This window comes from Novipirellula aureliae (assembly GCF_007860185.1).
GTDB lineage: Bacteria > Planctomycetota > Planctomycetia > Pirellulales > Pirellulaceae > Novipirellula_A > Novipirellula_A aureliae.
Window position 1 is genome coordinate 758,227 of the sequence record NZ_SJPY01000003.1, and the last position, 26,469, is coordinate 784,695.

Consider the following 26,469-nt stretch of genomic DNA (forward strand, 5'->3'; position numbering starts at 1 on the left):
CATCCGCTGATTGCACCTGTATCCACCAAAGAACAAGCGATGGCAGAACGCCCCTTTCAGATCCGTCTCTCCGACCGACCGCTTCGCAACATTGTTGTCGCGGAGTTTCCTGCTACACGTAGTTCCGACGCCCGACACATGTCTCGACGGGCCCGAGTGCTGTCCGCTCTAACGGGATTGTCGGCAAGACAACGAGCGGCGTTTGCCAAGAGCGTCGCGGAGGCATGTCGCGCCGTCGCGGCAGCCGAGATTTCCGCGTCCGTTCGCTTCCGTGTCGCCGCGACCGATGAGGGCACATTGGCCCAGGTAGAAGTTGCCGCTACGGACGCGGGGGGGCATCTACCGCCATCGGCTTGGGCTGCCATCCAAGCGCAGGCTGAGTCACTCCATACGCTCCGGCTCACCGAGCAACCGCTCACGATCACGCTCGGGCAGCTTGCACCGCGTAGCTGCCGACTCTCCGATGAGGATGTTGCTCACTGGACAGAACTACTCGACACGGACTCTTTGGAAGATGCCATTGCGATCGCTCAATCGGCACGCAAGCAGTCTACGAGTGAACTGGGAATCGCCCGGTCGCATGGACCTAGCGAAGAGGCAACGCGGCAAGCGAGATCCGATCGAGAAGACTTGGAAACCCTCTCGCTTGTGGTGAGCCGCTCTCCAATCGCGACGCTGGTGATGAGCGACGATGGCTCCATCCAATGGGTGAACAATGCGTTCGTGAATCTGAGTGGCTACAGCGAAGCGGAGGTCGTCGGACGCCGCTGTGACGAATTGTTGTTTGGTCCCAGTACGGACACGAAGGCGGTGCGACGTTTTCACCAATCGCTGCGAAACGGCCACGAGATGCAGGAGGACGTGATGCTGTACCGTCGCGACGGGCGAACCACTTGGGTCGATTTCCGACTGATTCCGATTCACGATCGTGATGGAAAACTCTCACGCTGGATCGGAATCCAGACCGATGTGACGAAGCGGCGACAGACCGAAGAAGCGCTGCAAGCAGCCAAGCAGTCTGCGGAGATGGGCAGTCGAGCCAAGAGTGAATTCTTGGCCAACATGAGCCACGAGATTCGCACGCCTCTCAATGCGGTTGTTGGTATGACAGAACTCGCTCTTGCTACAGACCTAACCTCCGAGCAACGTGACTACCTGCAATGCGTTCAATCGTCAGCCGATACGTTGTTGGATTTGCTCAACGATGTGCTGGATGTTTCGAAGATCGAAGCGGGCAAAATGGAAATCGAATCGGTTGTCTTCAATATCGCTGAATTGATTCGCGAGACATTGCAGGCGTTGGCGGTGAAGGCTCACGAAAAGAATCTGGAACTTGCCGTTCACATGCCAATGGACATTCCCCCGTTCATGCAGGGCGACCCAACTCGGATTCGTCAGGTTCTGTTCAACTTGGTTGGTAACGCGATCAAGTTTACCGAGCATGGCGAAGTGGTTGTCGAAGTCGAACAACAATGGGCGACGGATGACGAGGTCTGTTTGCACTTTGCCATTCATGACACCGGAGTCGGTATCCCCAGAGAGCGTTTGAGAAAGATCTTTGAATCGTTCACACAAGTCGACTCATCGATGGCTCGACGATTCGGTGGCACCGGCTTGGGGCTAACCATAACGTCGGAGTTGATCCGTATGATGGACGGCAAAATTTGGGTGCAAAGCAAATTGGGCAAAGGCAGCACTTTCCATGTTACGATGACCTTAAAATCGGCCCAGCCGCCTGAGGCGGCCGCCGGTGCGGTCGATGCGGAACAACTGGCCGGAAAAACCGCTTTGGTCGTTGACGATAACGCAACAAACCGGCGGATTCTTGACGAAATGCTAAAAAACTGGGGCGTCCATACGACTCTGGCCGATGGTGCCGATAACGCTTTGGTCGAACTTTCGGATGCCACACAAGCGGGGCATCCTTTCGACTTGATTCTGCTCGATGCGAGAATGCCGCGAGCCGACGGATTCCAGCTTGCCGAAACCATCAAGAATCGTCAGGATTTAGCTTGCGGCACCGTGGTGATGTTGTCCTCAGCCGACCGCCCGAACTCCGCCGCCCGATGCCGGCAATTGGGTATTGAAACCTATTTGGTCAAACCAGTCTCTGCATCGTCGCTGTTGGAAGCGATCATGGCCAGCGTTGAACATCAAAACTCGAAATCGTTTGACGGGGACGTCACAACGGCCAATGGTGCCCCTGCGATCAAAGACCAGGCCGAAAAACAATTGCGAGTACTGGTCGTCGACGATCATGGACCGAATCGACAGTTGGCAATCAGTATTTTGCAGCGGAGAGGTCACGTCTGTGAAGCGGCCGAGGACGGCGACGAAGCGGTCAAAGCATTTTCAAGACAAGCATTTGACCTGATTTTGATGGATGTCCAGATGCCGGGAATCGATGGTTTTACAGCAACGAAGAGAATTCGTGAACGAGAAAAATCCACGGGGACGCACACACCAATCGTCGCATTGACGGCGCACGCTCTGAGCGGAGATCGCGAGAAATGTTTGGCAGCGGGGATGGACTCCTACTTGGCCAAGCCAATCCATGCGCGCCAGTTGGTTGCTCTGGTTGAGCAGTTGATACGGGATGGCCAAGCAGTGGCTGCGAGAGACGATTTTGAGCAGCCTGACCGTGCCACACCCGCTTTCAGCATCCCGGCAGCACTGGACCGCATGAATGGAGAACTCGATCTGTTGATTGAGCATATCGGTTACGTCATCAACGATACGCCACAACTGCTCCATACGATACGAAAGGCAATCGAAGAGACGGATGCAAAGTCGCTTGAGATCGCGTCGCACCGATTGAAAAGCCTCGTCGGTACCTATAGTCATGCTGAGGCCCAAGAACTCGCCTACGCGTTGGAGTTGATGGGCAAAAACGAATCGTTTGAAGATACCAACGAGACACTCCAACGTCTCGAATCTCAGATCGCTGCATTTCTGATTGCCATCAGGCAATATGCTCAAGCCCAAACCTCTCATGTGTAGAGCGGGGCCGAGAACGATAACGTCGCCAACTCACGTTACGCCTAGTGACGGCTAAAGAACGCGGCATAACCGGCGAAGCCAACCAAGCCGATGGCAAAGATTAGGCCGGCGATTAGCAGTACCGTCGCGAATAAGTTCTCCGGGTTTTGTGCAATCACAACAACGGCTCCTTTAACGATTAGAGGAAATTGATGGTTCAACACGGTTATCGCCCCCCCTCGGGCTGTCTTCTCTATTCTCGTAGACTCGCTCGTTCCCGTTCTTTTTCGGGGATCGACTGCATCGCGTCGTACGCATCTTCAAAGCGGTGGTAGGGACCTTCGTCGACGATCACCGCCCCATTTCGCTGCGCAGCTTCGGCATTGCTTTCACCGAAACCCACCTGAGCGACCATCAAACCGTCTTCGTTTTCAATCACGATAAACGTTTTCATCATTCTATCTCCAATGATTGAGAGGGATCGGGTAGGTTACAGCAACTTGGAGCCGATACGTTTTGGTGGCCGGCGACCGCGCACCTGATCCTTGGCGACACCGAAACTCGATACCAGCATTAGCAGGCCCACGAGCATGAAGGTTACGTCGAACAGCGTACTGGCTCGCATCAGCGGCCACGCGAAGATCAAGTCGGTTGCAAACAAAACCACCAAAACGGCTCCAGTAACGAACCCCATCAGCGTAAAACTCTTTTCCAAGGTGAACGGCCGAAAGAACCGACTCACCTGCGACCGACGTTTCCGCCTCGTTGGACGCCCATCAGTCGGAGCGGTAGCGGTAGCGACTGGCACACTTGTCCGCACGACCGCTTGACGCCCAATCGGTTTTCGAGGCGTCGAATCACGCTTGATCGGGTGAGGACGAACCTCGACTCGATGACCTGGATTTTGGCGTTGCTCGGTAGCACGCCGTGTTTTCGGGTTCTCCAAAGTTGCTGGCACGATTGATCTCCTTAAACAGGGATCGGAGTTGAGTAGGACAGCAAGCAGAAGAGCAACTTGTATGCCGTGTCGGCAGAAATCTCGTTAGAGCCAAAGAGGTTGTGTGAATCCTTGGGGAAACACTCTGCGGATCAGCCGTTTTGACGTTAGCGGCCTGTTGATTTAATCGTTTAACGCTTAGCCGAAGGCGTCAGCTTTTCCATAATCGGTCGCCTATGGCTTGGCGTTAAACAATAAGTCGAGTCAAACCGATTAAATCGACAGCCCGTTAGCCGCGGTTCCCACGCGCAACGAACCACCTGTAGCCCACCGGATCCATCATTGGCTCCTTGCGTTTGTAACCACGAAGAATGAGGGTAAGCATCTTTCGTGTCTGTGGCTTCTAACCGCAGCTTACTGGGGCAAGTTGCCCCAGCCACTCTTTGGCCAAGGCTAAATTTCAAGCGGTGACGCAGCACTAGCGTGCGACACTAGCGCGTCAGTTCGATGAATAGGCTGCGATACGGGTCGCAAACAAGTCATCGCGAAGTTGTCTCGTTTCGACTTGGACCCGCAATCCTGTAGCCAATATATTGTGCGAAACTCGCTCGCCATCCAAAGTGACGAGCGTTGCCGAATCAAGCCTCGCTTCAATAAGCCCTTCATCAACATCAGCAACCACGACCATTGGTCCAGCCTTTCGATGAATGTACCCTCTCAACGCTGAGTCGTCTTCGCTTGATAGCCGACGCGATTCGATAATGCCACTTGAGGTGAAACGACGATCTCGATTCGTTTGTACTCTCAACTCGTTTCGTACCCGCTGGACGCCTGGGACACGCTGCGCCAGTTCCTCAGCGTGGCGACGAAGTACCCAAGAAGGAACGTAGCCGCGAAGGGTAATCCTATCCCCACGAATGGTTGGTTCGATTCGGAGTTTTCTTAGTTCCAAGTCGCTCTCGAACGCCCGCTTGACGCCGACAGCTCGTTGTTCGTTGCCGGGTGCGACTCGGGATAACTGCAATCGGTTGCGAAGGTCGCGAACTCCAGCGACTTGCCACACCGCTTTTTCCAGCTCACTTTTTACTGCGAAACTCGGTACATTGCCGTAAAGTGTCACTTCGCCTGCGCGTACCCTTACCTTGATACCCATCTCCCGCAAACGGTAATCAGCCCGCAACTGGTCCTGAATGTCAAGTTCAATTCGCTGATCGGTGACACTTCTTCCCTCGCCCAACTCTACCGCTCTCAAGGAAGAAAGTGGAATCAACACAGAGAGTGCGATACATGCTGAGATCTTTCTTGTCCTATTCATGGGATTGCTCCAAGTGTAAAAACGTTCTGAAGAGAGGTTCGAATAGCGAGTAACCTACCTCGTGGTGCGTCAAGGTCTCGTCCACTACGACAACCCTAATTTTCAATCTCGACAAAGCACCAGCGAATGGTGTGCCCAGCCCCAGAATGTGCCCAGCCCAGGGTGTGCCCAGCCCAGGGTGTGCCAAAGCAACCATCAAAACACCCGTTACGACGAAATGATTTGGAATTTCACGAACTCTCGTTCAGCGGTTTGCCTGCTCAACGAGTACAGGGATGACCTCTCTAGCATAGCTCGTGTCCACATGAGCTGATTCGTAAAGGCACACGAATTTTGTTTTATTTCCTGATTTTCCGACGAATTGCTTTACAATTGTGTCAGAAGTTGCAATCCGGTATTCAAGCAACCAATGAGCAAGAGAAAGTCGGCCAATGGCTTTTGGTCTTCAACGGAATCCTGTCGGTCAGCAGCGTTGGGCGGTGGCCGTTGATCGTTTGCATCGCGGCAGACGGCCGAGTGAGTGCCGATGCGAGTTCTTCGAGGCGGACACGCTGTGCCCGGCGAGAAACGGCAGCTGAGATTTGCTCGAAGATAAGCGAACCGAGAGCGATCAATTTAGCAACGGCCCGGTGTTCTCAACGTCTGCCATTGTGATCTAATTGGCCCGTTCCGACTCGTCGAACGCTTTCGCAATGGTGTTTCGGGCCGGCCTGTTGAATCGGCGATCAAATGACGTCGTCAGGATTGCCGATGTAACGAGTGGTGGTGATCCGTTTTTCAATGATCGCCCGAGTTTGAACTGCAAACGGATGTGCCTGTGACTCGGGATCGATCGCGTCCAAGTCGGCAACGGCGGCGGAGATTGCTTCACGTTCTGCCCCTTCGTCACCTTGCCGTCGGTGAACTTCGGCGAGGCTTCGGTATAGCAATGCGCGCCAGCATCGGTGGGGCATGCTGTCGGGCGATGCCTCGACCAACGACGACTGGATGACAATGGCCTCTTCGAGGTGTTCCAGTTCGCGGGCGATGTCGCCGTCCGATCGAGCGAGGCTCGATAGTTTGTGTAGAATGTGAACTTCGGCGACGGCGAACCGCTGTGTTTTGGGATCGATAGAGCGAAGCGGATACAATACCGCGAGCGCTTCGTGAAGTCGCTCGCCCGATTCGTCTGCCAATCGTTCCGAACCGAACTGTCTTCGCAGATTCACGCTGGCGAGTAATTCGACCAACGCAAATCGAACACGAGAATCCTCTGGTGTTTGCGTAAGACGCTCACGTAGAATCTCGGTAGCCGTCAAAAACTCGGATCGTCGAACCACTGGCCGCTTTGCTTGACGTGAATCGGCAAGGTGAATCCGAGCTCGCAGCACGGCAACCTCACTTGCGCCATGTGCGGCGGGATTCAATTCGCTAAGTAACGACTTGGCCGCCGATAACCTCTCGCGTGCAATCCGCGATTCAACCGGCGATTCGGCTTGGTCTCGGCGTCGCTGGGGAGACGGATCGGCTAGTGAAATGAACGCATACGCTAGTTGCAGTTTCAGCCGATCGTCGGGATCAGCGACAGCTTCGCCCGACCGGATTGCCATCGCGTAGGCTTCGTCCGAATTCGTGTAGTCCAATTTCACGACATAGACTTTACCAAGCTCGTTGTACAAGCGTGCAATAAGAAATCGTTTTTCGTTGGTTGGCAAACCGGACAAGTCGCTGCGTGTTTCCAAGAGTGCAATGCTTTGGTTGAGCGTTGTGATCGCAGCATCGGCCTGTCCGAGTTGTTGTTGGATCTGGGAAAGCCGAAGGCTCGCTTCTATCATTTGGCGAACAATGTCGGGGCGAGTCGGCGATTGGTTAGCAAGCCGCTGGTACAGCGGTTGGATGTTTTCTAACACGCTTGCAGCATGCGGCGACGGGTTGAGCAGAAATTGTGCCGAATCCATTTCTCCCATGTCCATATCCCCCATTTCGGATGATGGAATGGAAACAACGTCCACAACGCCATTGAGGGATTGCAGTGCGAGATCGACGGTTTGTTCGGATTGTGCGAGCGCCTCGCTGGTCCGCTTGTTCGCGGCAGATGTCATCGCAAACCCGACCGACGAGGCGATCGTTGCGGCCAGCATCGACGCGATTGCAATTCCGGTGACGCCAGCGAGCTTCGGGTTGCGACGACACCAACGCACCATTCTCTGTAATGCCGTAATCCGTCGAGCAAGAATCGGCTCATCCTTCAAAAAACGATTCAGATCCTCTCGCAAATCCGCCGCGGATTGATACCGATGAGCGGGTTCAGGATTGATCGCTTTGGTGACGATCGTTTGCAAGTCCGTAGGTACGTCGGTGCGAACGTCTCTAAGTGGCTTGATGAGTTGAAGTTTCACGGCCTCCGGCAATTGGTGCGGCGTCAGGTCTTGAAAGGCAGGGGTTCCCGCCAATATTTCGTAGAGTGTCAATCCAACACTGTACACGTCTGATCGCTCGTCCGACTGTCCTTGAAAACGTTCTGGTGCCATATAACGAGGACTCCCGCTGAGCGTTTGCGTCATGCTCGGATCATCTCGCGTGTTCCGCGCAAGTCCGAAGTCCGTTAGTTGCGCGACGCCGTCTTCGTCTATAAGGATGTTGGCTGGCTTCACGTCGCGATGAAGTACGCCGTTTCCATGAGCGTATGCAAGTCCGTCGGAAATCTCGGCGGCGATTTCAACTGCGGTGCGACAATCGAATGGCGGTCCCTCTGAGGTGATACGTTTATCAAGCGACTCGCCTCGAATGAGTTGCATCACCAAATAATGCGTTCCTTCACATTCGCCTGTCCCGAAGATCGGTACGATGTTGGAATGGTGCATCGCCGCAGCAGTACTGGCTTCACGCCTGAAACTGTCGAGCGCATCGTCGTTCAGCAAAGATTGTTTTGGCAGAATCTTGAGCGCGATACGGCGCCCAAGCGACTCTTGTTCCGCTTCGTAAACGATCCCCATACCACCTCGCCCGATTTCTCGCACGAGCCGGAAATCACCGAGCCTTTCAAATATTCGCCCTGCCAGTGTTGCACTTCCGTCGCTTTCGGATTGCCGGTCAACTTTAACCTTTTCAACCGAAAGCACCAATGGAAAGACACGCCGGATTGGACCGCTCAAATCGGGATGGCGAATCGCATATTCTTCGATAGTGGGTCGATCACCGTTGCGAAAACGGGCCACGAAATCGCTGGCAAGAATATCGACCGTTGAATAGGTGTCGTCGTCGATTGGGATGTCGGTCACGCTCATATCGAGGTTAGATTGAAAGACTTAAATTGAAAAAGTTAAATTGGCAATTGACAAGTTGAAAGTGAAGCAAAGGTGATGCTGTGGATAAACGTGGAAATGGCTTTGCTGAGATTGGCCTTTAGGTTGAGGGAATTCATGGGCGAGGATATTGAAAAAGTTAAATTGACAATTGACAAGTTGAAAGTGAAGCATAGGTGATGCTGTGGATAAACTTGGAAATGGCGTTGTTGAGATTGGCCTTTAGGTTGAGGAAATTCATGGGCGAGGATATTGAAAAAGTTAAATTGACAATTGACAAGTTGAAAATGAAGCATAGGTGATGCCGTGGATAAACGTGGAAATGGCTTTGCTGAGATTGGCTTTTAGGTTGAGGGAATTCATGGGCGAGGATATTGAAAAAGTTAAATTGACAATTGACAAGTTGAAAGTGAAGAATAGGTGATGCTGTGGATAAACGTGGAAATGAACTTGAAGATCGTCTGCTAGATTTCGCATGCCGTGTCGGAAAGGTAGTTGATGCATTGCCCGAGACTCGGCTCGGAAGACATATCGCGGGACAACTTGTGCGTAGTGGCACTTCCCCTGCACCCAATTATGCCGAAGCATGTGCCGCTGAAAGCAAAAAGGACTTCATTCATAAGCTGGGGATCTCCTTAAAGGAACTGCGTGAATCTCGCACATGGATCAAAATGATCCTCCGATCCGAACTGCTACCAACCGAAAGAATGTCCGATTTGCTCGACGAAGCAAACCAACTGTGCAACATCATTGGCAAATCTGTGGTCACTGCCAAGTCGAATCTTCGGAAGGATTGAAGTCGCCTCCGTTCACTTTGCATTTTTCACTTGTCAATTTACCTTTCTCAATTTTTGCCCTTAGCATCCGCCCGTCATCTGCCCCGCACCGACTCAGCGTTGGCTCCCCTGAAAACAAAGTCGCCTCCGTTCACTTTGCATTTTGCACTTGTCAATTTAACTTTCTCAATTTTTGCCCTTAGCATCCGCCCGTCATCTGCCCCGCACCGACTCAGCGTTGGCCCTCCTGAAAACGAAGTCGCCTCCGTTCACTTTGCATTTTTCACTTGTCAATTTAACTTTCTCAATCTTTGCCCTTAGCATCCGCCCGTCATCTGCCCCGCACGACTCAGCGTTGGCCCCCCCTGAAAACGAAGTCGCCTCCATTCACTTTGCATTTTGCACTTGTCAATTTAACTTTCTCAATCTTTGCCCTTAGCGTCCGCCCAGCCTCTGCCCCGCACCTCCACGGCCTTGGCCCCGCTGACCTGCACCGCCCTGGCCACCTGGAAAATGGCTGCGTCCATTGACCATACCAGCCGACTCGTCTTCGTCCAGCCAAACCGTGAATTCCTGTTGTACCGATTTGCACCAACCCTTTTCTTTGTTGCACGCAAAGTACTGAAGCTTCACCGTGATCGGTTGGTTTGCGTCCCAGTCCTTCACATCGACCAAGAACTCGCGTGGTTCATTGTCTGATTCAACTTCCAAACGCTTTGATTGACCTGTGGCGGGTGAGACTGTCACACCTTCGGCAACGATCTTGTACGCCGGTGGACTAGCCAAGTTATTCCAACTCGCTCCCAGTACCGGGTCTTGGCGAAAACCAAGATATAGCTTGCCAGATCCGGTCTCTATCAATTGTTGGTCCGCCTCGGGCCGAAGTTTTGCATAACGATTGGACTGGTTGAAGTCGTTGGAGCGTAGGGCGGCGACGGAACCACTTTCCCCACCCGACTCGACGCGCAGCGGAACCGCTTTTCCTTCCACACGAACTCGCTCCACCAGCATTTCACTACTGGACTTGAGGTGACGCTCGAAATGAGGAAGGTTCAAGTCTTCGACGGTAGTCAGCGTTTCCGGTTTTCCGACCAAGGTCTCCAGTGACTCGCGAAGACTTGAGCCGCGTCCCCATGAATCACGATGCACGATTTTGCCTGATTGGTCGAACACGAACTGTGAATTCGGAGTCAAGACGAAGTAGGTTTTTAGCTGGTTATCCATCGGGTCCGTTAACCATGGGATTTGGGTTTGCAAGAGTTCCTTGGCATGTTCGACTTGAGCGAATCGGTCCTCGATCGAGGACGGTTGCACGAACCCCCAGTTCTCTGGATGCGTTAGCGATTGGTACAGGAAATAGAAGTCAACGTTTCGATCCTTGAAGTCGCGAGCGACCGCCTCAATCTCGGGGTAGGAATTTCGGAATTCGGGACATGTCAAACAGCCGCCGACGATGACGGTGTACTTCGACTTGAAAATGCTGTTCACTGGCACCCGTTCCCGATCGACGTTGTAGACGTTTAGGTCTGCGGGTAGTCCGGTTCCGATCGGAAATTTTTGGTGGAATTCGGTATCACGTGGGCGAACGCGATCACGAGGCCGACCACCCGTTGTTGCTTGCCCCCCCCGCTGGTTTCCTCCCGCCGCACCCTGACCGCCAGATCTCATGCCGCGGCGACCACTCGGTGGCTGCGCATTGACAAGTGAATCGCTGAACAACAGAGCGATCACGCAAAATACAGTGAGCAAAGACAAACGCTTCATGATTAGTCCCGTGGAAGTTTCAGAGAGGAGGGTTCACAGCCTTAAACCCCGCTACGAGGAAACATCTACTGGAAACTCAGAAAGATTCAGAACGACACGGACGCAGATTGAAAATTGTAAATTGACAACTGACAAATGAAAAATGATTGCGACCGATCTGGCCACTTTGCATTTTTTTATTTGTCAATTTAACTTTTTCCATTCCCCTGTCTTTCTTCCTCCACAACCGACATTCAAATTTTCTCCAGCACGCCGCGAAGTCTTTCCAACGCTCGGACATACCGAATACTGGCGGCTTTCGGCGTGATGCCAAGCTCCATCGCAACTTCCTGGTTGGTTAGTTCTTCAAAGTGACGCAGCGCAATCACCTCGCGATCCATGTCACTCATTTCCCCCAGTGCCGACCGCACCTCTTCAATCATTTCAACTTTCACCGCCGCTTGGCTTGGTGACGTCAGATGAGCAATGAACCTCTGCGAAAGGCACAAGGACGTATTGCCAAAGAGATCTCCGTCATTCCGACTCGATTCCCGCAGCGTGGAGCGTGATTCGGTGGCCAGATGCCGGCGATGAACTCGGCTCAGCGTTTGTGCGGTGACCAAACGCAGCCAGAGAAACAGCGATGGAAAATCGCCGTCGACGAAGTGATTCAGCCGTTTTTCCGCATCCAAATAGACATCCTGCAACACATCATCCGCATCAACACGGGCGCGAATCTGATCGCTGAGCCGGAAATGGATGATCTGCCACAATCGGGGGCGATGGCGAGAAAATGCCTCGGCGAACAGCGACAAATCTCCCTGTTGAAGCTGCTGTTCGATATCTCCGACGTTGGTATTCACAAAAAAGTTTCGTTTTGCTTGTAGATAATCAGTAATCGCTGGGGTTTCTGATCGTGAGGTAATTGCACATTCCATTGTATCCCAGGTGGATCTTGATGAAACCGACTCTCTCCATTTGTTCAACACCCGTTTTTTTCGCACTCCTTCTCACACCGAATGTTGTCGTCGTGGCTGCAGACTCGCCGGCCCCCCAAAGCCACGTGGTCGCGCGCTCCCATCCTTACCCGATTGTCGACACCGCTCAGAGACGATGTTACGACAACTCTCGCGAAATCGTTTTCCCCAAGCCAGGCGAGCCGCTGTTTGGGCAGGACGCGAATTACGACGGCGACCAGCCGGCATACCGAGACAATGGTGATGGCACCATTTCAGACCTTGTCACAGGGTTGATGTGGCAGAAGACTCCCGGACAGAAAGTTACGTTTAAACAAGCCATCGAAGGTGCTGCAGTTTGCCGTATTGGCGGCTACGACGATTGGCGTTTACCGAGTATCAAAGAACTGTATTCGCTGATCGATTTCCGTGGCGAAGATATCGACCCGCAAGCCCGATCCGCCGCGGGGCTACGCCCGTTCATTGACACACACTATTTTGATTTTCACTATGGCGATCCGTCCAAAGGTGAACGGATCATTGATTCTCAGTGTGCGACGTCAACGAGGTACGTGAGTACGACAATGCACGGAAGCCCGACCATGTTCGGCGTGAACTTTGCCGATGGACGTATCAAAGGCTATCCCATCGGTTCCAATCCGCGACGTGGTGAAAAGACCTATGTCGTGTTCTATGTTCGTGGAAATCCGGACTACGGAACCAACAACTTTCAAGACAATGGCGATGGCACGGTCACTGATCAGGCTACAGGGCTGACTTGGTTGCAAGCCGACAGCGGAACGCTCAAGGCAGGTGATCATCGCAATGGAAAACTGAATTGGCAACAAGCTCTAGCCTGGGCCGAAGGCTTGGAATTCGCAGGACATAGCGATTGGCGTCTGCCCAACGCTAAGGAATTGCAAAGCATCGTTGACTACACCCGGTCGCCGGACACGACTCAGTCGGCGGCAATCGCGGAAATCTTCGCTTGCACACCTCAGCGAAACCCTGCCGGAAAGTCTGATTTTGGTTCGTACTGGACGGGAACAACTCATAAGCGATTGGGACGTGGCGATACTGCGGTTTACGTTTCGTTCGGCCGGTCTCAAGGATGGATGCGGGATCCGCGTGGCGGAATGAGTTTGTTGGACGTTCACGGTGCCGGCGCACAACGTAGCGATCCTAAGGCTGGCGATCCGTCTCAGTTCCCACATGGGCGTGGACCGCAAGGCGATGTGATCGGAATTTACAATCTGGTCCGCCCGGTGCGAGGAGGCGAAGTGACCGTGCGCGAGAACGGACCACCGGTCGAACCCCACACCCTACCCCCGAGAGGCCGCCCGGGGCGTCCTCAGTGACGTCGACTCTTTTCTTGAGAAAGTACTTGTCGATCATTCACGCGGGGGGCTAAAACGACACCCCGCTTTGTCTCACACCCCCTCATTGGGAATCGGGTCATGTCCCTATCGAATTTTCAACCTATCCGACGCCTTTGCTACTCGCTCGTTCTGCTGAGTGCCTCCATTTTGGCAGTTCCTTGCATTGCGTCCGCTGAAGCTCACAAGAACATTGTCATCCTGCTCGCGGATGATCTCGGGTGGGGCGACGTCGGCTTTCACGGTGGAAGTGCTCAAACACCAAACATCGACCGTTTGGCTGCCGAAGGCGTCGAGCTGAATCGCTTCTACGCGTACCCAGCTTGCAGCCCCGCGCGTGCTGCCATGTTGACTGGACGTTTCCCCGGTCGCTACGGCATTGTTGGTCCCGTTCGCCCCCGCGATGAAGGCTTGCCAATGAGCGAACAGCTGTACCCGGCCCTGCTTCAAAAGGCCGGTTATCAAACCAGCCTGATTGGCAAATGGCATCTCGGCGTTGCCGGTGACAATGCGAACGTCAACCAGCGAGGCTTCGATCTGTTTTACGGGTTCATGGATGCGTCGGTGGACTATTTCAAGCACACTGGTCTTCGCGGCCAAATCGATTGGCAACGCAACGGTCAAACGATCATCGAAGAGGGGTATTCGACAGACTTGTTGGCCAACGAAGCCGTGCGACAGATCACGACTCGTAATAAACGCAAACCGTTTTGCATGGTCGTTTCGTTCAATGCGCCGCACTCGCCGTTTCAAGCACCCGAAGCTCTGATCGCCAAGTACCGTGGCCGATTGAATGAGCGCGCTGCGACTTACGCCGCGATGATAGACTCGATGGACCAAGGTATCGGTCGCATTCTTGCCGAGATTGATCGACAGAATCTACGAAACGACACCATCGTCGTGTTCACGTCTGACAACGGCGCCGTGCGAATCGGAACCAACGCTCCGTTTCGAGGGCGAAAGCGAGAAGTCTACGAGGGCGGGATTCACGTTCCTTGCGTCATTCGTGACCCCGGCTTGTTGAAAGCTGGAACCAAAAATGAACAGCTCTGCGCGATTCATGATCTGTTCCCCACGCTCGCCGAGGCGACCGGATTGACGGTTTCTCCAACCAAACCGCTCGATGGGACAAGCCTTTGGTCACAATGGATCAGTGGAAAGCCAACATCAAGAACAATCGTGATTGCCGAAAACGACCATGCGATCATTCGCGATGACTGGAAATTGATCCAGTTGGCCAACGGCAACACGGAACTCTACAACCTGCAGTCTGATCCCTCCGAAGCAAGGAATCTGGCAAAAACGGAGGCCAAGATCGCCTCGATGTTACTGTCCAAACTGACTCAGTACAAAGTCGTCGTCAAAACCGATGGACCCGCAACGGATCTCTTCGAGTCTGTCGTTGCCGAGCAGGAGACGCCAAAAGCCCTGACGGCTTCTGCGGCCGAATCTACTCGATGAAGCGGACGCGGTCGGTCAAACGAACAAGGAACGCACATCAGCGGTGGCCGGTAAGTCGAGCCCGAACCGCTCGCGAAGCAATGCGTCGAGTTGTTCGCGGCTTCGGATCTCGATACGTTCCAAAATTTCTTCCGCGCGACGATGCAGAAACGCGTTGTTCACGAGACTGGTCCGTGTGCCGTCGCGATTTAGCAACGCCACGATCACATTTTTGCGAAACTTGGAATCGGGATGGCGGCTCGTCCACCAATTCCCCATTTCCTGGTCGATCTTCGGCATCGTCTCGCCGGTGAATTCGTAGACGTCGCTCCACGTGTCACCCTGCTTCACCTGGTGCAAGAAGGTGGGAACGTGACGCCCTTCGATCACAACGATTCGCCGTGTCTCGTTGAGCAAGTTTTGTTCGTCGCCAATCCGATCCAGTTCCATCAGCCCAGTCGGCGTCGAACCTCCGACACCGCAATCGGCAAGCCACCGCTTGCCGTCAATCGTCACGGCAAGAAAAATATGAGTTCGTGGCGGTGTCACCCCTTCCGGCGTGTTGTACCAGACCCGCGCTGACAACTCGGCTACGTCGAAACCGACTTTGCGAAGCGCCCACGACAGCAATGCGTTTTGCTCGAAACAATATCCGCCACGCTGACGCCGAACGAGCTTGTCAAAGATCGCGTCGTGTTCAAGCGAAACCGAAACGCCGGCGAGCGGGTCCAGACCTTCAAACGGTATCGATGTCGCGTGAGCAAACACGATCGATCGGAGCGTTTGTAAATCACAGGAAACAGTGCCGTCATGCTGAATTCGTTCGAAATAGCTGTGTAGATTCGTCATGCGATTGGCTTATTCATCTCCCAAAAGTCGAGTGAGCATCCGTTGTGGATTGTCCAGGAATGTTTTCGTGACCGGACAGCTTTCGAGCTCGGTTGCGACGGTGAACAAACTCTCCGTACGCAACAACCAAGCGTCTGGAGCCCATGAATGGTACGGTAGCGAATCGTAAGGAGCAAGCAGGCTCGGACGTTGTTGGGCATTGGATTGGCAGGTGTTCACCCGAAGCAATCGTCATGGTTTCGTGTTCCGGCTTGCGGGTGTGCAAGCTTTTCAAGCAACCTACCCAATCCCACCGCAAAACGTAGACGCGTGGACGGTGGCAGCCTGCGCGATCGCCTCCGCACAGTTGCCCATATGTGCGCATCCTTCTGGCCATTGTTATTGGAAAAATGGACCAACATTGCCTTGCCTACACCGACTTGAAAGGGAGAGCATTTCGAATGCTGCGATAGCGATTGAGATACCGCCGCAAGTCAGATGCCGAGGGCGTTCCATTGTATGCCTTCATCAAGAAAGACGAGTTGGCACATCGATTGCGTTCTCGCATTTTAGAACCATTAGAACCAAGCCAGCGACTCAACACCGTTTCTCATTGAGGTAACTTGGCGAGGTAACTTGGCGAGCCAGCTCTGAGTGATCTTGTACGTTTCAAATGGCCGATCAACGGTTAGGGAATCATGACGATTAAAAGCATCAACGGCTGCATTGGCTGCGAGGAGTGTGTCAAGTCTTGTCCCTGCGACGTCATTCGCATTGATCCGAAAAGCGGCAAGGCAGTGATCGCGTATCCCGCTGATTGTCAGATATGCCATCTCTGCCGTATGTATTGCCCAGTGGATGCGATCGAGATGTCGCCGGATAAGTCGATTCCCGTCATCATGCCTTGGGGGTGATCATGAAGGTCGATGGAAAAACGTTTGCGATCGCTTCTGGATTGGCGATGTTCATTGGGCTGCCGCTACTGCTCTACGCAACGGGCGATGCGCCGGGACGTTCGGCCCTGAAGGAGTCGCTCTCGATCCTGACACTGCTCGCGTTCTCTTTGATGCTGTCTCAGTTTTTTCTTGCCCGCAGCAACGTGACTCTGATCAGCCTCTTTAAGCCTCGACAGATTCAGCGTTTTCATAAGGTGATCGCCTATGGAGCTGTTGCGGTGATACTCGTGCATCCATTCCTGATCGTCTTGCCACGATACTTCGAGGCGGGTATTGAGCCGTGGGATGCGTTTGTCACGATGATGACCACATTTGAAAGCCGCGGTATTCTGCTAGGGATGGCTGCCTGGGTGCTGTTGTTGTCGCTGAGTATATCGGCTTTCTTTCGAGTCGGAATTAGCAAGCACTTGCCGCTCAAGTACCGTGGCTGGCGTTACCTCCATAGCGTGCTAGCGATCTCAATGGTCGTCGTGGCAATATGGCATGCCATTGATTTGGGACGCCACACGGACGTTGCGATGTCCGTCTTCTTCATTGCAGTGACGGTTCTCGGTGTCGCTATGTTGGCAAATCTATATTGGGGCGCGGCGTCCGAGAAATCTCCCGAAACCTCAAAGTCCCAAGGATCACAGACATGACTGAAACGCACAACGATTCCGTCCCAACCCGCCGCGAGTTCCTTGCACTGTCGGGCGTAGCAACGGGATTAGCCGCGCTCGGACTCGCTGGTTGGGGCGAGAATAAGATCGAGCTTGATGCCGACACCGTAGGCAACATGAACGATGCCACCGACGTTTTGGTGATCGGCGGCGGGATGGCAGGACTCTTTGCTGCGGTGAAGGCCCACGATGCGGGAGCTAACACGATGATCGTGTCGAAAGGTCGGCTCGGATCGTCCGGCCTGACGCCCTTTGCCAAAGGATTCTTTGTCTTTGATCCTGAGAACGAATCCGGGTCGATCGACGATTTCGTCGCCGATGTTTCGCGATCGGCACTTGGCACCAACAATCCCGTCTACACGCGTCAACTGGCGGAGCATTCGCTGGATCGCGCACGCGAGTTGCGAGACTGGGGCTACTTCGATCAGACTTTGGCAAACCGTTCCTTCATGTACCCGGTCGTCGAGCGAGAGATCCCGCTCCTGGAACGAGTCGTCATCACACATCTTCTCAAAGAGGACGGACGGATTGCAGGCGCCGCTGGGTTCCGGCTCGATGCGGACGAGATCATTACCGTTCGAGCGAAGGCGGTGATTCTGTGTACCGGAGCAGGCGGCTTCAAACCCAGCGGTTTTCCTGTCTGCGATCTGACGCATGACGGCACGGTGATGGCTTACGAGATCGGGGCCAAGGTTACCGGCAAGGAATGGAACGATGGCCACGCCACTCGCAGTGTTCACCCGGCCGCCTGCTACGACAGTTGGGGCGACATGTTCGATCGAGTGCCTTCAACCAACGGCGTTGAGATACATCACGATCTAGGGGTCGATATTAACTACCGCGCCTACGTGAAAGGGAACCCAGTCGAAGTGGGACCAGGAGCACCGCAGCCGACCGACGAGATCGCTGGAGGGCCGTACGTGCCCGAAGAATTCAAACACCGAGGCCCATCACCGGGAGGCCCATCACCGGGGGCCTCATCACCGGGGGCCTCATCACCGGGAGGCCCATCCGGACGAGGGGGTGGCCGTCCCGATGGTCCTCCGCCAGGACGAGGGGGCGCACCCGGTGGCCCGCCGCCCGGATTTGCTGGCGGTTCAAACGTTGGGGGGGCTTCGGCGGGCATGGCGATCCACAAGTCGGAAGGGCTTGTACCCGTGGACGACCGCTGCGCCTCCAACATTCCAGGGCTCTACGCCGCAGGGGATGCCCTGGGCAGCCACATGGTTGGCGGAATCTATACCCAGATCGGTTCCTCACTTGCCGGGTCCGCGGTCCAAGGTGCCATCGCAGGCGAAGCGGCAGCTGAATACTCTCGATCGACCGTTGCCCCAGCGATTTCCGATCAACGGATCGCTGCGATAACCGATGAAATCCTCGCCCCGCTCCGACGCGAAGCCGGGTATGGCCCCGCTTGGGTGACGCAAACGCTGCAAGGGGTGATGATCCCAAACTTCGTGCTCTACATTAAGAAAGCATCGATGATGCAGGCGGCACTCGCCTACATCGAAGAATTGCGCGACCACCATGCTCCGATGCTACGTGCCGCCAACCTGCATGAGCTGCGACTTGCGTTCGAGACCCGCAACATGATTGTCACCGCCGAGATGAAACTACGCGCCTCACTAATGCGTACGGAGAGTCGGTGTAGTCACTACCGCCTGGACTATCCTGATCTAGATGACAAAAACTGGCGTGCCTGGATCAACATCTTCAAAGCCGAGGATGGAACCATGCAACTCGAAAAGCAGCCCTTCGATGCCTGGGAAACGCTTCGCGGGGGTCAGGAAACGCTTCGCGGGGGGCAAACTTGATCTTCGAATTTCAGATTGCTAGCCCGGATGATTCATGGGCTTGCAAATTGTTTTGCTAACGTCTTCGCCTTCAAGCGTTTACGTTCATTGCTCGAAAAACAGTCTGCGTATTAGCCGTTTTGGCGTTAGCGGGCTGTCGATTTAATCGTTTAACGCTTAGCCGAAGGCGTCAGCTTTTCCATAAGCGGTCGCCTATGGCTTGGCGTTAAACAATCAGTCGAGTCAAACCGATTAAATCGACAGCCCGCTATCGCCAAAACGGCTAATGAATCATCCGGGATAGGCCGGATGGAGCGGAGCTCAGTCCGTGTCTGCAACGCGATGAACATGCTCCGCTTGCGTGTAATAAGCACTGCATAGCGGTTGCCCATCTGCGTCCATCAACCAGGTCTCGACTTTGTGATTTCCCTTGGGAAGTTCAACACGAAACTTCACATCAGTCTGATCTGCGGTCGTGCTGACCGTTTGGTCAAACGCCCCGATTTTCAGCCTGGCTTGCTTGACAGGAATCGCCCCTCTGCCACGCCCCCGAGCGTCCTTGATTGATTCGGTGAGTGCCAGACCTGACGCAGGATGCCAGCGAGAGAGCGTGAATTCATACATGCCCGGTTGCTCAACCGAAACGTCCCATGAACCAATGCGATCGCCGGCAACAAGGTTATTGATATTGTCAGCGTAGTCTCCCTGCCAATCCGAAGAGTACAGCATCAGTGGATTCTGCGCTTCCGACCCCAAGTGGATCAACCGTTTTTGATTGTACCCCTGCATGGCTTCCTGTTTCCACTGTTGGTAGTAACTCTGCATGTGACGAACGACTTCGGGGTGTTTGCCTGCGACATCGGTTGCCTGTCCTGGGTCCACAGAAATGTCATACAGTTCGCGGCCTTTTACCAGACGCCACTTCTTCCACATGACCGCCTTGTTGTCTCCGGGGCGATAGGGATTGTCATACTCAACCACCAGCATTCGATCGTTCAATGCGTCGGGATCCTCTGACAGCAGCGGCGCCAAGGAGGAGCCGTCAAAATCGGCCTCTTTCGGGATCTGCAGCTTGCACCAGTCAATCAACGTGGGGAGTATGTCTTGGCATTGAGTCAAGGTCTCAATGTCTCTTGGTGCCCCCAGGTTCCCGCTAGGCCAACGGATGAATAAGGGAACCCTGTGCCCTCCGTCATAGGGATCTTTCTTGCTTCCTCGCATGCCGGCATTGAAGACGCTATGCCCTTTGGCCGTGCCATTATCGGACATGTAAATAAGAAGGGTATTGTCAGCCAGACCGCTCTGGTCAAGCCTGTCCAGCAGGCGCCCCATGTTTTCATCGATATTGGCAATCTGGCCAAAGAACTTAGCAACAACGGGATCGATTCCCTTTGCAAGATAAGGATCTGAGTACCTATCATCGCATAGGTGGGGATCGTGTGGGCAGTTGGTGGGCAGATACAGAAAGAATGGATCGGAACCCTCTTTCCAGTCCTCTAGATAATCAAGGGCCATATCAAACCAAACGTCCGTGCAGTATCCCTCGGATCGTTGCATTGCACCGCTATGCCGAAAATTGGCGGACCAGTAGGTGTTACCATACCAATCCGCGATCGATCCAATGCCAAAGGCACCAAAGGTTACTGATTCTTCAAAGCCTCTATCTTGAGGTCGGTATGGATAGCTATCACCCAGATGCCACTTGCCAAAGTGTGCAGTTCGATAACCAGATGCTTTGAAGATGTCAGCCATCATGGGAAGATCCTCGCGTGGCATCGATCGCCCCATACAGACAGCCGTGGCGCCGTTGTCCACGGCATCCCGCCCAGTCAGCAATTGCGCCCTTGTGGGAGTGCACATGGGCGCCACATGAAAGTCTGTAAAGCGAATGCTCCGATCATGCAGCTTATCCAGCACAGGTGTTTGCAATACCGGGTTTCCGTGCACAGAAAAATCGCCATATCCCTGATCATCGGTCAGTACCAGAATCACATTGGGTCGTTGATTTTCGGCTGCCTGCAACGATAGGCTGGAAAGACCGAGGGCGAAGAGTGCCAACACCGTTGGGGAAACAGTGGGAACCCTTGGTATCCGAATTTTGTAATTCATGTCTGGATTTGAATATTGCTTCAGTTGAAATGGGAGTCGGGTTGCGCGATTCTGCAATCGCGAGTGGCATCGCCATTATCGCCAGGTGATTTTCGCTGTTCTTTTATCCGTATCGACCCAAATGCTGGCATGCTCAAACTCGCGTGTAAATTCCCACCCGTCGGGGGTGACACGTTTATAGGCGTCTTTTGGGGGTCCAAGTCGTTTCAAAATTCCAGGGTAATCCACTAGATTTCCGTCGCTCAAGTTCCAACCCCAGTTGAACTGAAAGTAGGAATAAGGTTGTGCCCCAATAAGATAACACGCCTGGTAAAACTCAAACTGCTCTCGCGACCATCTCGCCATTTTCTCTGTAGGTGTTTCCTCAACGCCTGCTGCAGGGCGAGAACCTCCTTTAACCCCAAAACGGTAAACCGAAATCTTTCCAGCTTTGGCGACCCGAAGCAGGTCACCCCATTCTTTAAGAATGTTTTCCTTTGTGATCTTTTCAGGTTTAGCATGTTCAAACATAAACGCATCACAAGACGAGAAAACCTCTTCATTATCGGCCGCATTGTTCCCAAGAAGTATCTTATCGGGCCCCAGTCTTTCTCTTAGTGCGGCCATCATTTCACCTTTGACCTTCTCCTTGGCGTCGCCCGGACGGCCAGCCACATTCATTCGATCAATAAATACTCCATCACAATCGGAAATCTCGAGGCCCTTCATCACCGAGTCAATCCACCACGTCCGGAATTCAGGGTTGAGAGCATTAAAAGAGTAGGCCACGTCGGCACCATTTCTATTCTCCATGAACTGAAGCTCTCCCGTCCTCGAATTACGAATTAGAAATTCTTTTAAGTCAGGGTTTTTAGCAATTCCAGCTGGAGTAAATTCTTTGTTGAACTGAGTAAAAGGCCAAGCGATCAACGAGTTAAAGTAGTACAGCACCTTGGTGTCTGGTTTCATTTCATGAAATGCGTCTGCTTCGTGCTTTGCCCCAAGCACTGCATCACCAAGCATTTTAAAACCATGTGATTTTTCAATACAAATAAAACCCGTTCTTTCAGATATGAACTTTACCTCTTCAGGCTTTAACACCCGGTCAATATCACCGAAATGATAGTACATCGGAGTCGTTTCCCAGCTAAATTCGGGGAAACATGACTTAGGAACAAATTGACTACCATCACTTAAAGTCCAAGCAGTCGCTTTGTCTGTTTTCTGAGATTCCTGAGCAATTGAATGAGTTGGTACAGCCAATGACAACAAGATCATCAGCACAACCATAGCTTGAGGCAGTTTCTTTTTCATTTTCGTCTTCAATGTAAGAATGGCGTGAGCAGGGTAAGTGTTGTGGTTCATTCTAGCAGAAATAGCTCAAGCATTTTGGAACTGCGTTTTTTCGTTTCTCTTGTCGGCCGAAGGATTCCTGGATTCCTGGATTCCTGGTCGCCCGAGGCGTTTAGGAACCGCAAAGCGGTGGCCGCAATTAGCCGCAGGTCAGCGATCCGAAACGCTTGACGAGTTCCGCTGTGTTTAACAAACCCAAAACTCTTGATCAATTTCGCTGTGTATTTTGATGAGCTTGACGATTTACGGGCGGGAATGTGATCGCTTTCAGACTCGCCGTCTCAGCTTCGCCTTCGACACAAGACGAACGGATTCGACGGAGGCCCAATTTCGGAAAGCTAAGCCCGTCGACAGAGAAAGGTTGGTAGTTAGGCAACGACTTTTGTTGACTTGGAACTTTTCGCCACCTTCAACACCAACGCTATCGTAAAGTCGTCCCGTGTCGGCGTACTGGAGATCGGTCAGCGTGTTGATGATATTCCCGGTGTCTCCGACGACACCGGATCAACATCGACTGTGATTTGGATGACTTTGTTATCTTTGCCATGATCCGTGACCTTCCCAAAACTCTCGATGGAGTTTCCGCTCGCAGATGATGATAGAACGATGTTGTACTCGGTCTCATTTCTGATGGTGCAGTTTTTCCCCGTGACCACAATGGGGCGAGTCGTTGTATCGCGGGGACCTGGGGCCCGTCTAAATACGATGTTGTGACCCACGCCTTGAATGTTGGCGATATTGTGGTCACCCATGGCATTGGGTGAAGGCAATAGGGTCACGTCGATTGTCTGGTTGGATTTGCCAAGTCTGAAATCGCTGAAGGGCCCGTAGGCAAAATTGCCACTTGAGCCAGTGATCTTACCTCCACTGGGCAGGTTGAAATTGGTCGACCCGCAATCGATGGCTTGGGAATTGATCACCGTGGCGCGGCTAGCCAGATACAACCTTATGCCGCCTCTGGTCTTCTTCACCGTCGTATTTTCCACTCTCACACTACCGCCACCGGTATAGACCCTGATGCCATCTTCTGTCAGCGTGAACATATGGTCTCTGGGAATGGGCACACCGGGTCGATTGGTTTCACCAGCAATGCCAAAGGGCATGGTGTAATCGAATTGGCTTGGCAGGGATTGGGGGTCTGTTTCCTTGTACATATCATTGGTCGGCCTAACGACCCCTTCCACAAGGCAATTCTTTATCACCGTATTATCAGCTGGCCTTTGCATAAAGATGGCGTGGCAAAAAGCCTGCTGCTGAACTTCAACTCCGTCGAGCACTGTGTTTTTTGCTTTGATTACGATGCCACCGTGCTTATCGTGTCTCAATGCACGTTTCGCTCCTATTCCATACATGGATCCATATCCATAAGGATACGATCCTCTAACGGTCATCTTAAACCCTTCTAATCGATTGTTGTCTCCGGTTATCGAAATGTTGGAGCCACCGCCTATGGCAAGTTTCTGGCGATCTTTGTTGTAAGCGGTAAAATCAGTTACCTCCGTCATGCCATTATAGTAGACATCTTCGAACTCTCCATTTCGAATGGTGTTTCCCTCTCCGGTGATACTCATCCGGCCTCCGGTAAGGTCACCCACGACCCAGGAAAAATAGGCATCCTCTAATTCAATAATATTGTTGTTCCCAGACAATTTGAGTCTTTGGGTGCCCATATCATATTTACCGGGCTGCATTTTGATATGTTGATTGCTCTTTTCCATGGCGGCCTGCAGTTCCGCAACTGACGAAACAGCCACCACGGTCTGTGCGTTTACTGTCTCTTGGGTACCTACACCCAGCCCCCATACGGAAGTCACCATCACCAAGCTTACGTATTTCAACTGGGCAAGTCGTTTCTTACTGCGTGTTGGAGTGATTGTGATCATGAATGCCTCTGTGTTTAAAATGTTTGTTGATCTGTTTATGAAAACCATTGCCCGTGATTGGACCACTTGGTTGGCCGGAATTGTTCGAACGAGCCCTACTCACCCTGCACTCATTTTGATTCCGGGCTATGGGTGAAGTGATTCCAATTCTTCTCAATATCGCGATGGTGGAAAATGATCCTATCGAGATTGTAACTTTGAGAGCAACCTGAAATAGTCAGGCGTATAGGTATGGCTCTCCTTAACGACTTAGTTGGCTGCGGCGTCGCCTGCCATTTTCGGATCCAATTTGGTAGACCCACCGGAATGTGTCAACGATTGTGAGGCAACTTTTATTCACGATTGGTGTAAAAGTTCAGGATGATCAGGGCCACGGAACGTGTCAACGATAGTGAGACAACTTTAATTCACGATTAGTGTAAAAGTTCAGACTGATCAGGGGCCGGCCCCCGAACCCCCGAGATTTTTATTGGCATGTCTCGGGTGTTCAAAGTGTGGTGTTCAAAGTGTTTTGTTCGTTTCCCTTTGAAGAGGCCGGTGAAACAGACGGGGGCTCTGCGGAGACGCAACCCATTGAGGGATAACCGGATCGAGGGTGCGTCAAAGACGTTTTCAGCGATCACGCGATACGGCGTCAATCGTTGTAATCAAGACCATTGCTGCTATTTTGACAGGACTCAATCCACTCCTGAAGTGATTTCTTCATGGACTCCACGACTTCCGGATTCGCTGCAGCAATGTCCGATGTCTCATACGGATCATTCTCCAGGTCATACAGCTCATATGTTTTACCGCTGTCACGGCTATAGAGCTTATATTGGTTATCCGTTAACGATTGCTGTTTTCGCGATTGAAAACCAATCGGTAACGTCCGGCTGTCCATTTTTCCATTGATCAGCGGGACCAAGCTAATGCCGTCAACCGGTTTCGTCGTGTTGTCCGTTTGAAGCCCTAAGACGTCCAAGATTGTCGGCAAATAATCACTGGTGCTGCATGGGACAGGAGTTATCCGGTGGGATTGAATTTTTGCGGGCCATTCCAGTAGGCCTGGGACACGCACACCCCCTTCATAGAGACTCCCTTTGCGCCCACGGTAAGGACCGGGTGAACCCTGTTGCTGTTTTCCCGGAGTTTGTCGGGTCCCGCCACCTGCGCCGGCTGGGCCATTGTCACTGCAAAACCACAGCATGGTATTGTCCGCCACGCCCAGATCTTTTAACTCCTTTCTCAAGCGGCCCATTTGTTCATCCATTGCGGTGACGCAGCCATAATAATGCTGATGGTTATCATCAAGATCCGAGTACATGGCTTTGTATTCAGGGCCCGCAACGGTCGGGGAATGGGGAGTATGGAACCAGATCACCGCCAGAAAGGGCTTCTGCTGTTTAACAGCATTCTGGATAAACGGGATCGCCCGATCCATGATCACCCGCGAATCGTCACCTTTTAAGCTGTCGTCATCAAGCGGTACAAATTGGTCCGGACCTGTCCAGTAGCGAGTAAGAAAGGGTTGCTTTTCCATGGGATTCCAGGTCGGGAGCGCTTGCTCGGTAGAAAAACACGCATCGAAACCGTTCTCCCAGGGAGGAGAATAATGCTGGTCATTTTCCGGACGACCACCTTTACGTCCATCTTTGATCGTTTTTGTCAATGTGCCCAAATGCCACTTGCCAAAATGTCCAGTGGAATAATCAAGGGGCTTCAAGGCTTCAGCTAGGGTAAGCTCTTGAGATTTCATGTGCCCCACATTGGCAAATTCGACACCGTAGCGATAAGGGTGCCTGCCCGTGAGCACACTGCCGCGAGTGGGCGAACAAACGGGGGCTCCCGCGTAAAAACGGCTAAATTGCAAACCGTTCGCGGCCATTTTATCTAGATGCGGAGTCTTGATGTCCGGGTTTGTTCCGTGATAGGCAACATCCCCCCAGCCCAAATCATCACACATGCAAAGAATGACATTGGGACGATCTTTCAACTGGGCGGCGAAAACGGATGTGCTCACACAGCCGAGTAGTATACCCCCTACCATAAAGGCACTCGATAATTTGAAAAACTCACAACGACAATATTGCTTACTCATTCCAATACTCTCCAATCGCTTGA

The 26,469-nt window shown here is 52.9% G+C and carries 19 protein-coding genes; 7 read left to right on the plus strand and 12 right to left on the minus strand.

What is annotated here, in order from left to right:
* Positions 1-39 precede the first annotated feature (39 nt).
* Complete coding sequence (locus Q31b_RS12150; protein WP_231617502.1) at positions 40-3,000, plus strand: hybrid sensor histidine kinase/response regulator; 2,961 nt, start codon at positions 40-42, stop codon at positions 2,998-3,000.
* Positions 3,001-3,232: 232 nt separating this feature from the next.
* Here Q31b_RS12150 and Q31b_RS12155 read toward each other — a convergent pair whose 3' ends face one another.
* From Q31b_RS12155 to Q31b_RS12170, 4 genes are all read right to left on the minus strand, one after another.
* On the minus strand, positions 3,233-3,436 hold the full coding sequence (locus tag Q31b_RS12155; protein ID WP_146599920.1) for a hypothetical protein: 204 nt from the start codon (positions 3,434-3,436) through the stop codon (positions 3,233-3,235).
* 33 nt (positions 3,437-3,469) lie between these two features.
* Entirely contained in the window at positions 3,470-3,937 is a 468-nt protein-coding gene (locus Q31b_RS12160; protein WP_146599921.1) for a hypothetical protein, read from the minus strand.
* Between the two features lie 478 nt (positions 3,938-4,415).
* Positions 4,416-5,231, minus strand: a complete 816-nt coding sequence (locus tag Q31b_RS12165) for a BON domain-containing protein (RefSeq protein ID WP_146599922.1) — start codon at positions 5,229-5,231, stop codon at positions 4,416-4,418.
* 725 nt (positions 5,232-5,956) lie between these two features.
* The gene (locus Q31b_RS12170) at positions 5,957-8,491 is read right to left on the minus strand and encodes a serine/threonine-protein kinase (RefSeq protein ID WP_231617503.1); all 2,535 of its coding nucleotides are present in this window, start codon (positions 8,489-8,491) and stop codon (positions 5,957-5,959) included.
* A 452-nt stretch (positions 8,492-8,943) separates the two neighbouring features.
* On the opposite strand from Q31b_RS12170, the gene Q31b_RS12175 reads away from it, so the two are divergent.
* On the plus strand, positions 8,944-9,312 hold the full coding sequence (locus Q31b_RS12175) for a four helix bundle protein (RefSeq protein WP_146599924.1): 369 nt from the start codon (positions 8,944-8,946) through the stop codon (positions 9,310-9,312).
* A gap of 414 nt (positions 9,313-9,726) precedes the next feature.
* On the opposite strand, the gene Q31b_RS12180 is transcribed toward Q31b_RS12175, so the two are convergent.
* Positions 9,727-11,055: a redoxin domain-containing protein gene (locus Q31b_RS12180; protein WP_146599925.1), complete on the minus strand. Its 1,329-nt coding sequence runs from the start codon at positions 11,053-11,055 to the stop codon at positions 9,727-9,729.
* Positions 11,056-11,288: 233 nt separating this feature from the next.
* Positions 11,289-11,897, minus strand: coding sequence for a sigma-70 family RNA polymerase sigma factor (locus Q31b_RS12185; RefSeq protein ID WP_146599926.1), 609 nt, complete (start codon positions 11,895-11,897; stop codon positions 11,289-11,291).
* Between the two features lie 95 nt (positions 11,898-11,992).
* On the opposite strand from Q31b_RS12185, the gene Q31b_RS12190 reads away from it, so the two are divergent.
* Both Q31b_RS12190 and Q31b_RS12195 read left to right on the plus strand, forming a co-directional pair.
* Positions 11,993-13,348, plus strand: a complete 1,356-nt coding sequence (locus Q31b_RS12190; protein ID WP_146599927.1) for an Lcl C-terminal domain-containing protein — start codon at positions 11,993-11,995, stop codon at positions 13,346-13,348.
* A gap of 99 nt (positions 13,349-13,447) precedes the next feature.
* Complete coding sequence (locus tag Q31b_RS12195; protein ID WP_231617504.1) at positions 13,448-14,827, plus strand: sulfatase family protein; 1,380 nt, start codon at positions 13,448-13,450, stop codon at positions 14,825-14,827.
* A gap of 15 nt (positions 14,828-14,842) precedes the next feature.
* On the opposite strand, the gene Q31b_RS12200 is transcribed toward Q31b_RS12195, so the two are convergent.
* The gene (locus Q31b_RS12200) at positions 14,843-15,655 is read right to left on the minus strand and encodes an arylamine N-acetyltransferase family protein (protein ID WP_146599928.1); all 813 of its coding nucleotides are present in this window, start codon (positions 15,653-15,655) and stop codon (positions 14,843-14,845) included.
* Between the two features lie 9 nt (positions 15,656-15,664).
* Positions 15,665-15,874 (minus strand): hypothetical protein, encoded by a 210-nt coding sequence (locus tag Q31b_RS12205; protein WP_146599929.1) that lies wholly within the window; start codon positions 15,872-15,874, stop codon positions 15,665-15,667.
* A gap of 458 nt (positions 15,875-16,332) precedes the next feature.
* On the opposite strand from Q31b_RS12205, the gene Q31b_RS12215 reads away from it, so the two are divergent.
* Genes Q31b_RS12215 through Q31b_RS12225 form a run of 3 tightly spaced genes read left to right on the plus strand, consistent with a single transcriptional unit; the run spans position 16,333 to position 19,063 of the window.
* Positions 16,333-16,548 (plus strand): 4Fe-4S dicluster domain-containing protein, encoded by a 216-nt coding sequence (locus Q31b_RS12215; RefSeq protein ID WP_146599930.1) that lies wholly within the window; start codon positions 16,333-16,335, stop codon positions 16,546-16,548.
* Positions 16,549-16,550: 2 nt separating this feature from the next.
* Positions 16,551-17,228 (plus strand): ferric reductase-like transmembrane domain-containing protein, encoded by a 678-nt coding sequence (locus Q31b_RS12220; protein WP_146599931.1) that lies wholly within the window; start codon positions 16,551-16,553, stop codon positions 17,226-17,228.
* Positions 17,225-19,063, plus strand: coding sequence for an FAD-dependent oxidoreductase (locus Q31b_RS12225; RefSeq protein WP_146599932.1), 1,839 nt, complete (start codon positions 17,225-17,227; stop codon positions 19,061-19,063). The genes Q31b_RS12220 and Q31b_RS12225 overlap by 4 nt, the downstream gene beginning before the upstream one ends.
* A gap of 300 nt (positions 19,064-19,363) precedes the next feature.
* On the opposite strand, the gene Q31b_RS12230 is transcribed toward Q31b_RS12225, so the two are convergent.
* The 4 genes from Q31b_RS12230 to Q31b_RS12245 all read right to left on the minus strand — a co-directional run bounded on the left by Q31b_RS12230 (position 19,364) and on the right by Q31b_RS12245 (position 26,461).
* Positions 19,364-21,151, minus strand: coding sequence for an arylsulfatase (locus tag Q31b_RS12230; RefSeq protein ID WP_146599933.1), 1,788 nt, complete (start codon positions 21,149-21,151; stop codon positions 19,364-19,366).
* 75 nt (positions 21,152-21,226) lie between these two features.
* On the minus strand, positions 21,227-22,444 hold the full coding sequence (locus tag Q31b_RS12235; protein WP_231617505.1) for a putative glycoside hydrolase: 1,218 nt from the start codon (positions 22,442-22,444) through the stop codon (positions 21,227-21,229).
* Between the two features lie 500 nt (positions 22,445-22,944).
* Positions 22,945-24,366, minus strand: coding sequence for a protein-transmembrane prediction (locus Q31b_RS12240; RefSeq protein WP_146599934.1), 1,422 nt, complete (start codon positions 24,364-24,366; stop codon positions 22,945-22,947).
* Between the two features lie 634 nt (positions 24,367-25,000).
* Positions 25,001-26,461, minus strand: a complete 1,461-nt coding sequence (locus Q31b_RS12245; RefSeq protein WP_231617506.1) for a sulfatase family protein — start codon at positions 26,459-26,461, stop codon at positions 25,001-25,003.
* Positions 26,462-26,469 lie beyond the last annotated feature (8 nt).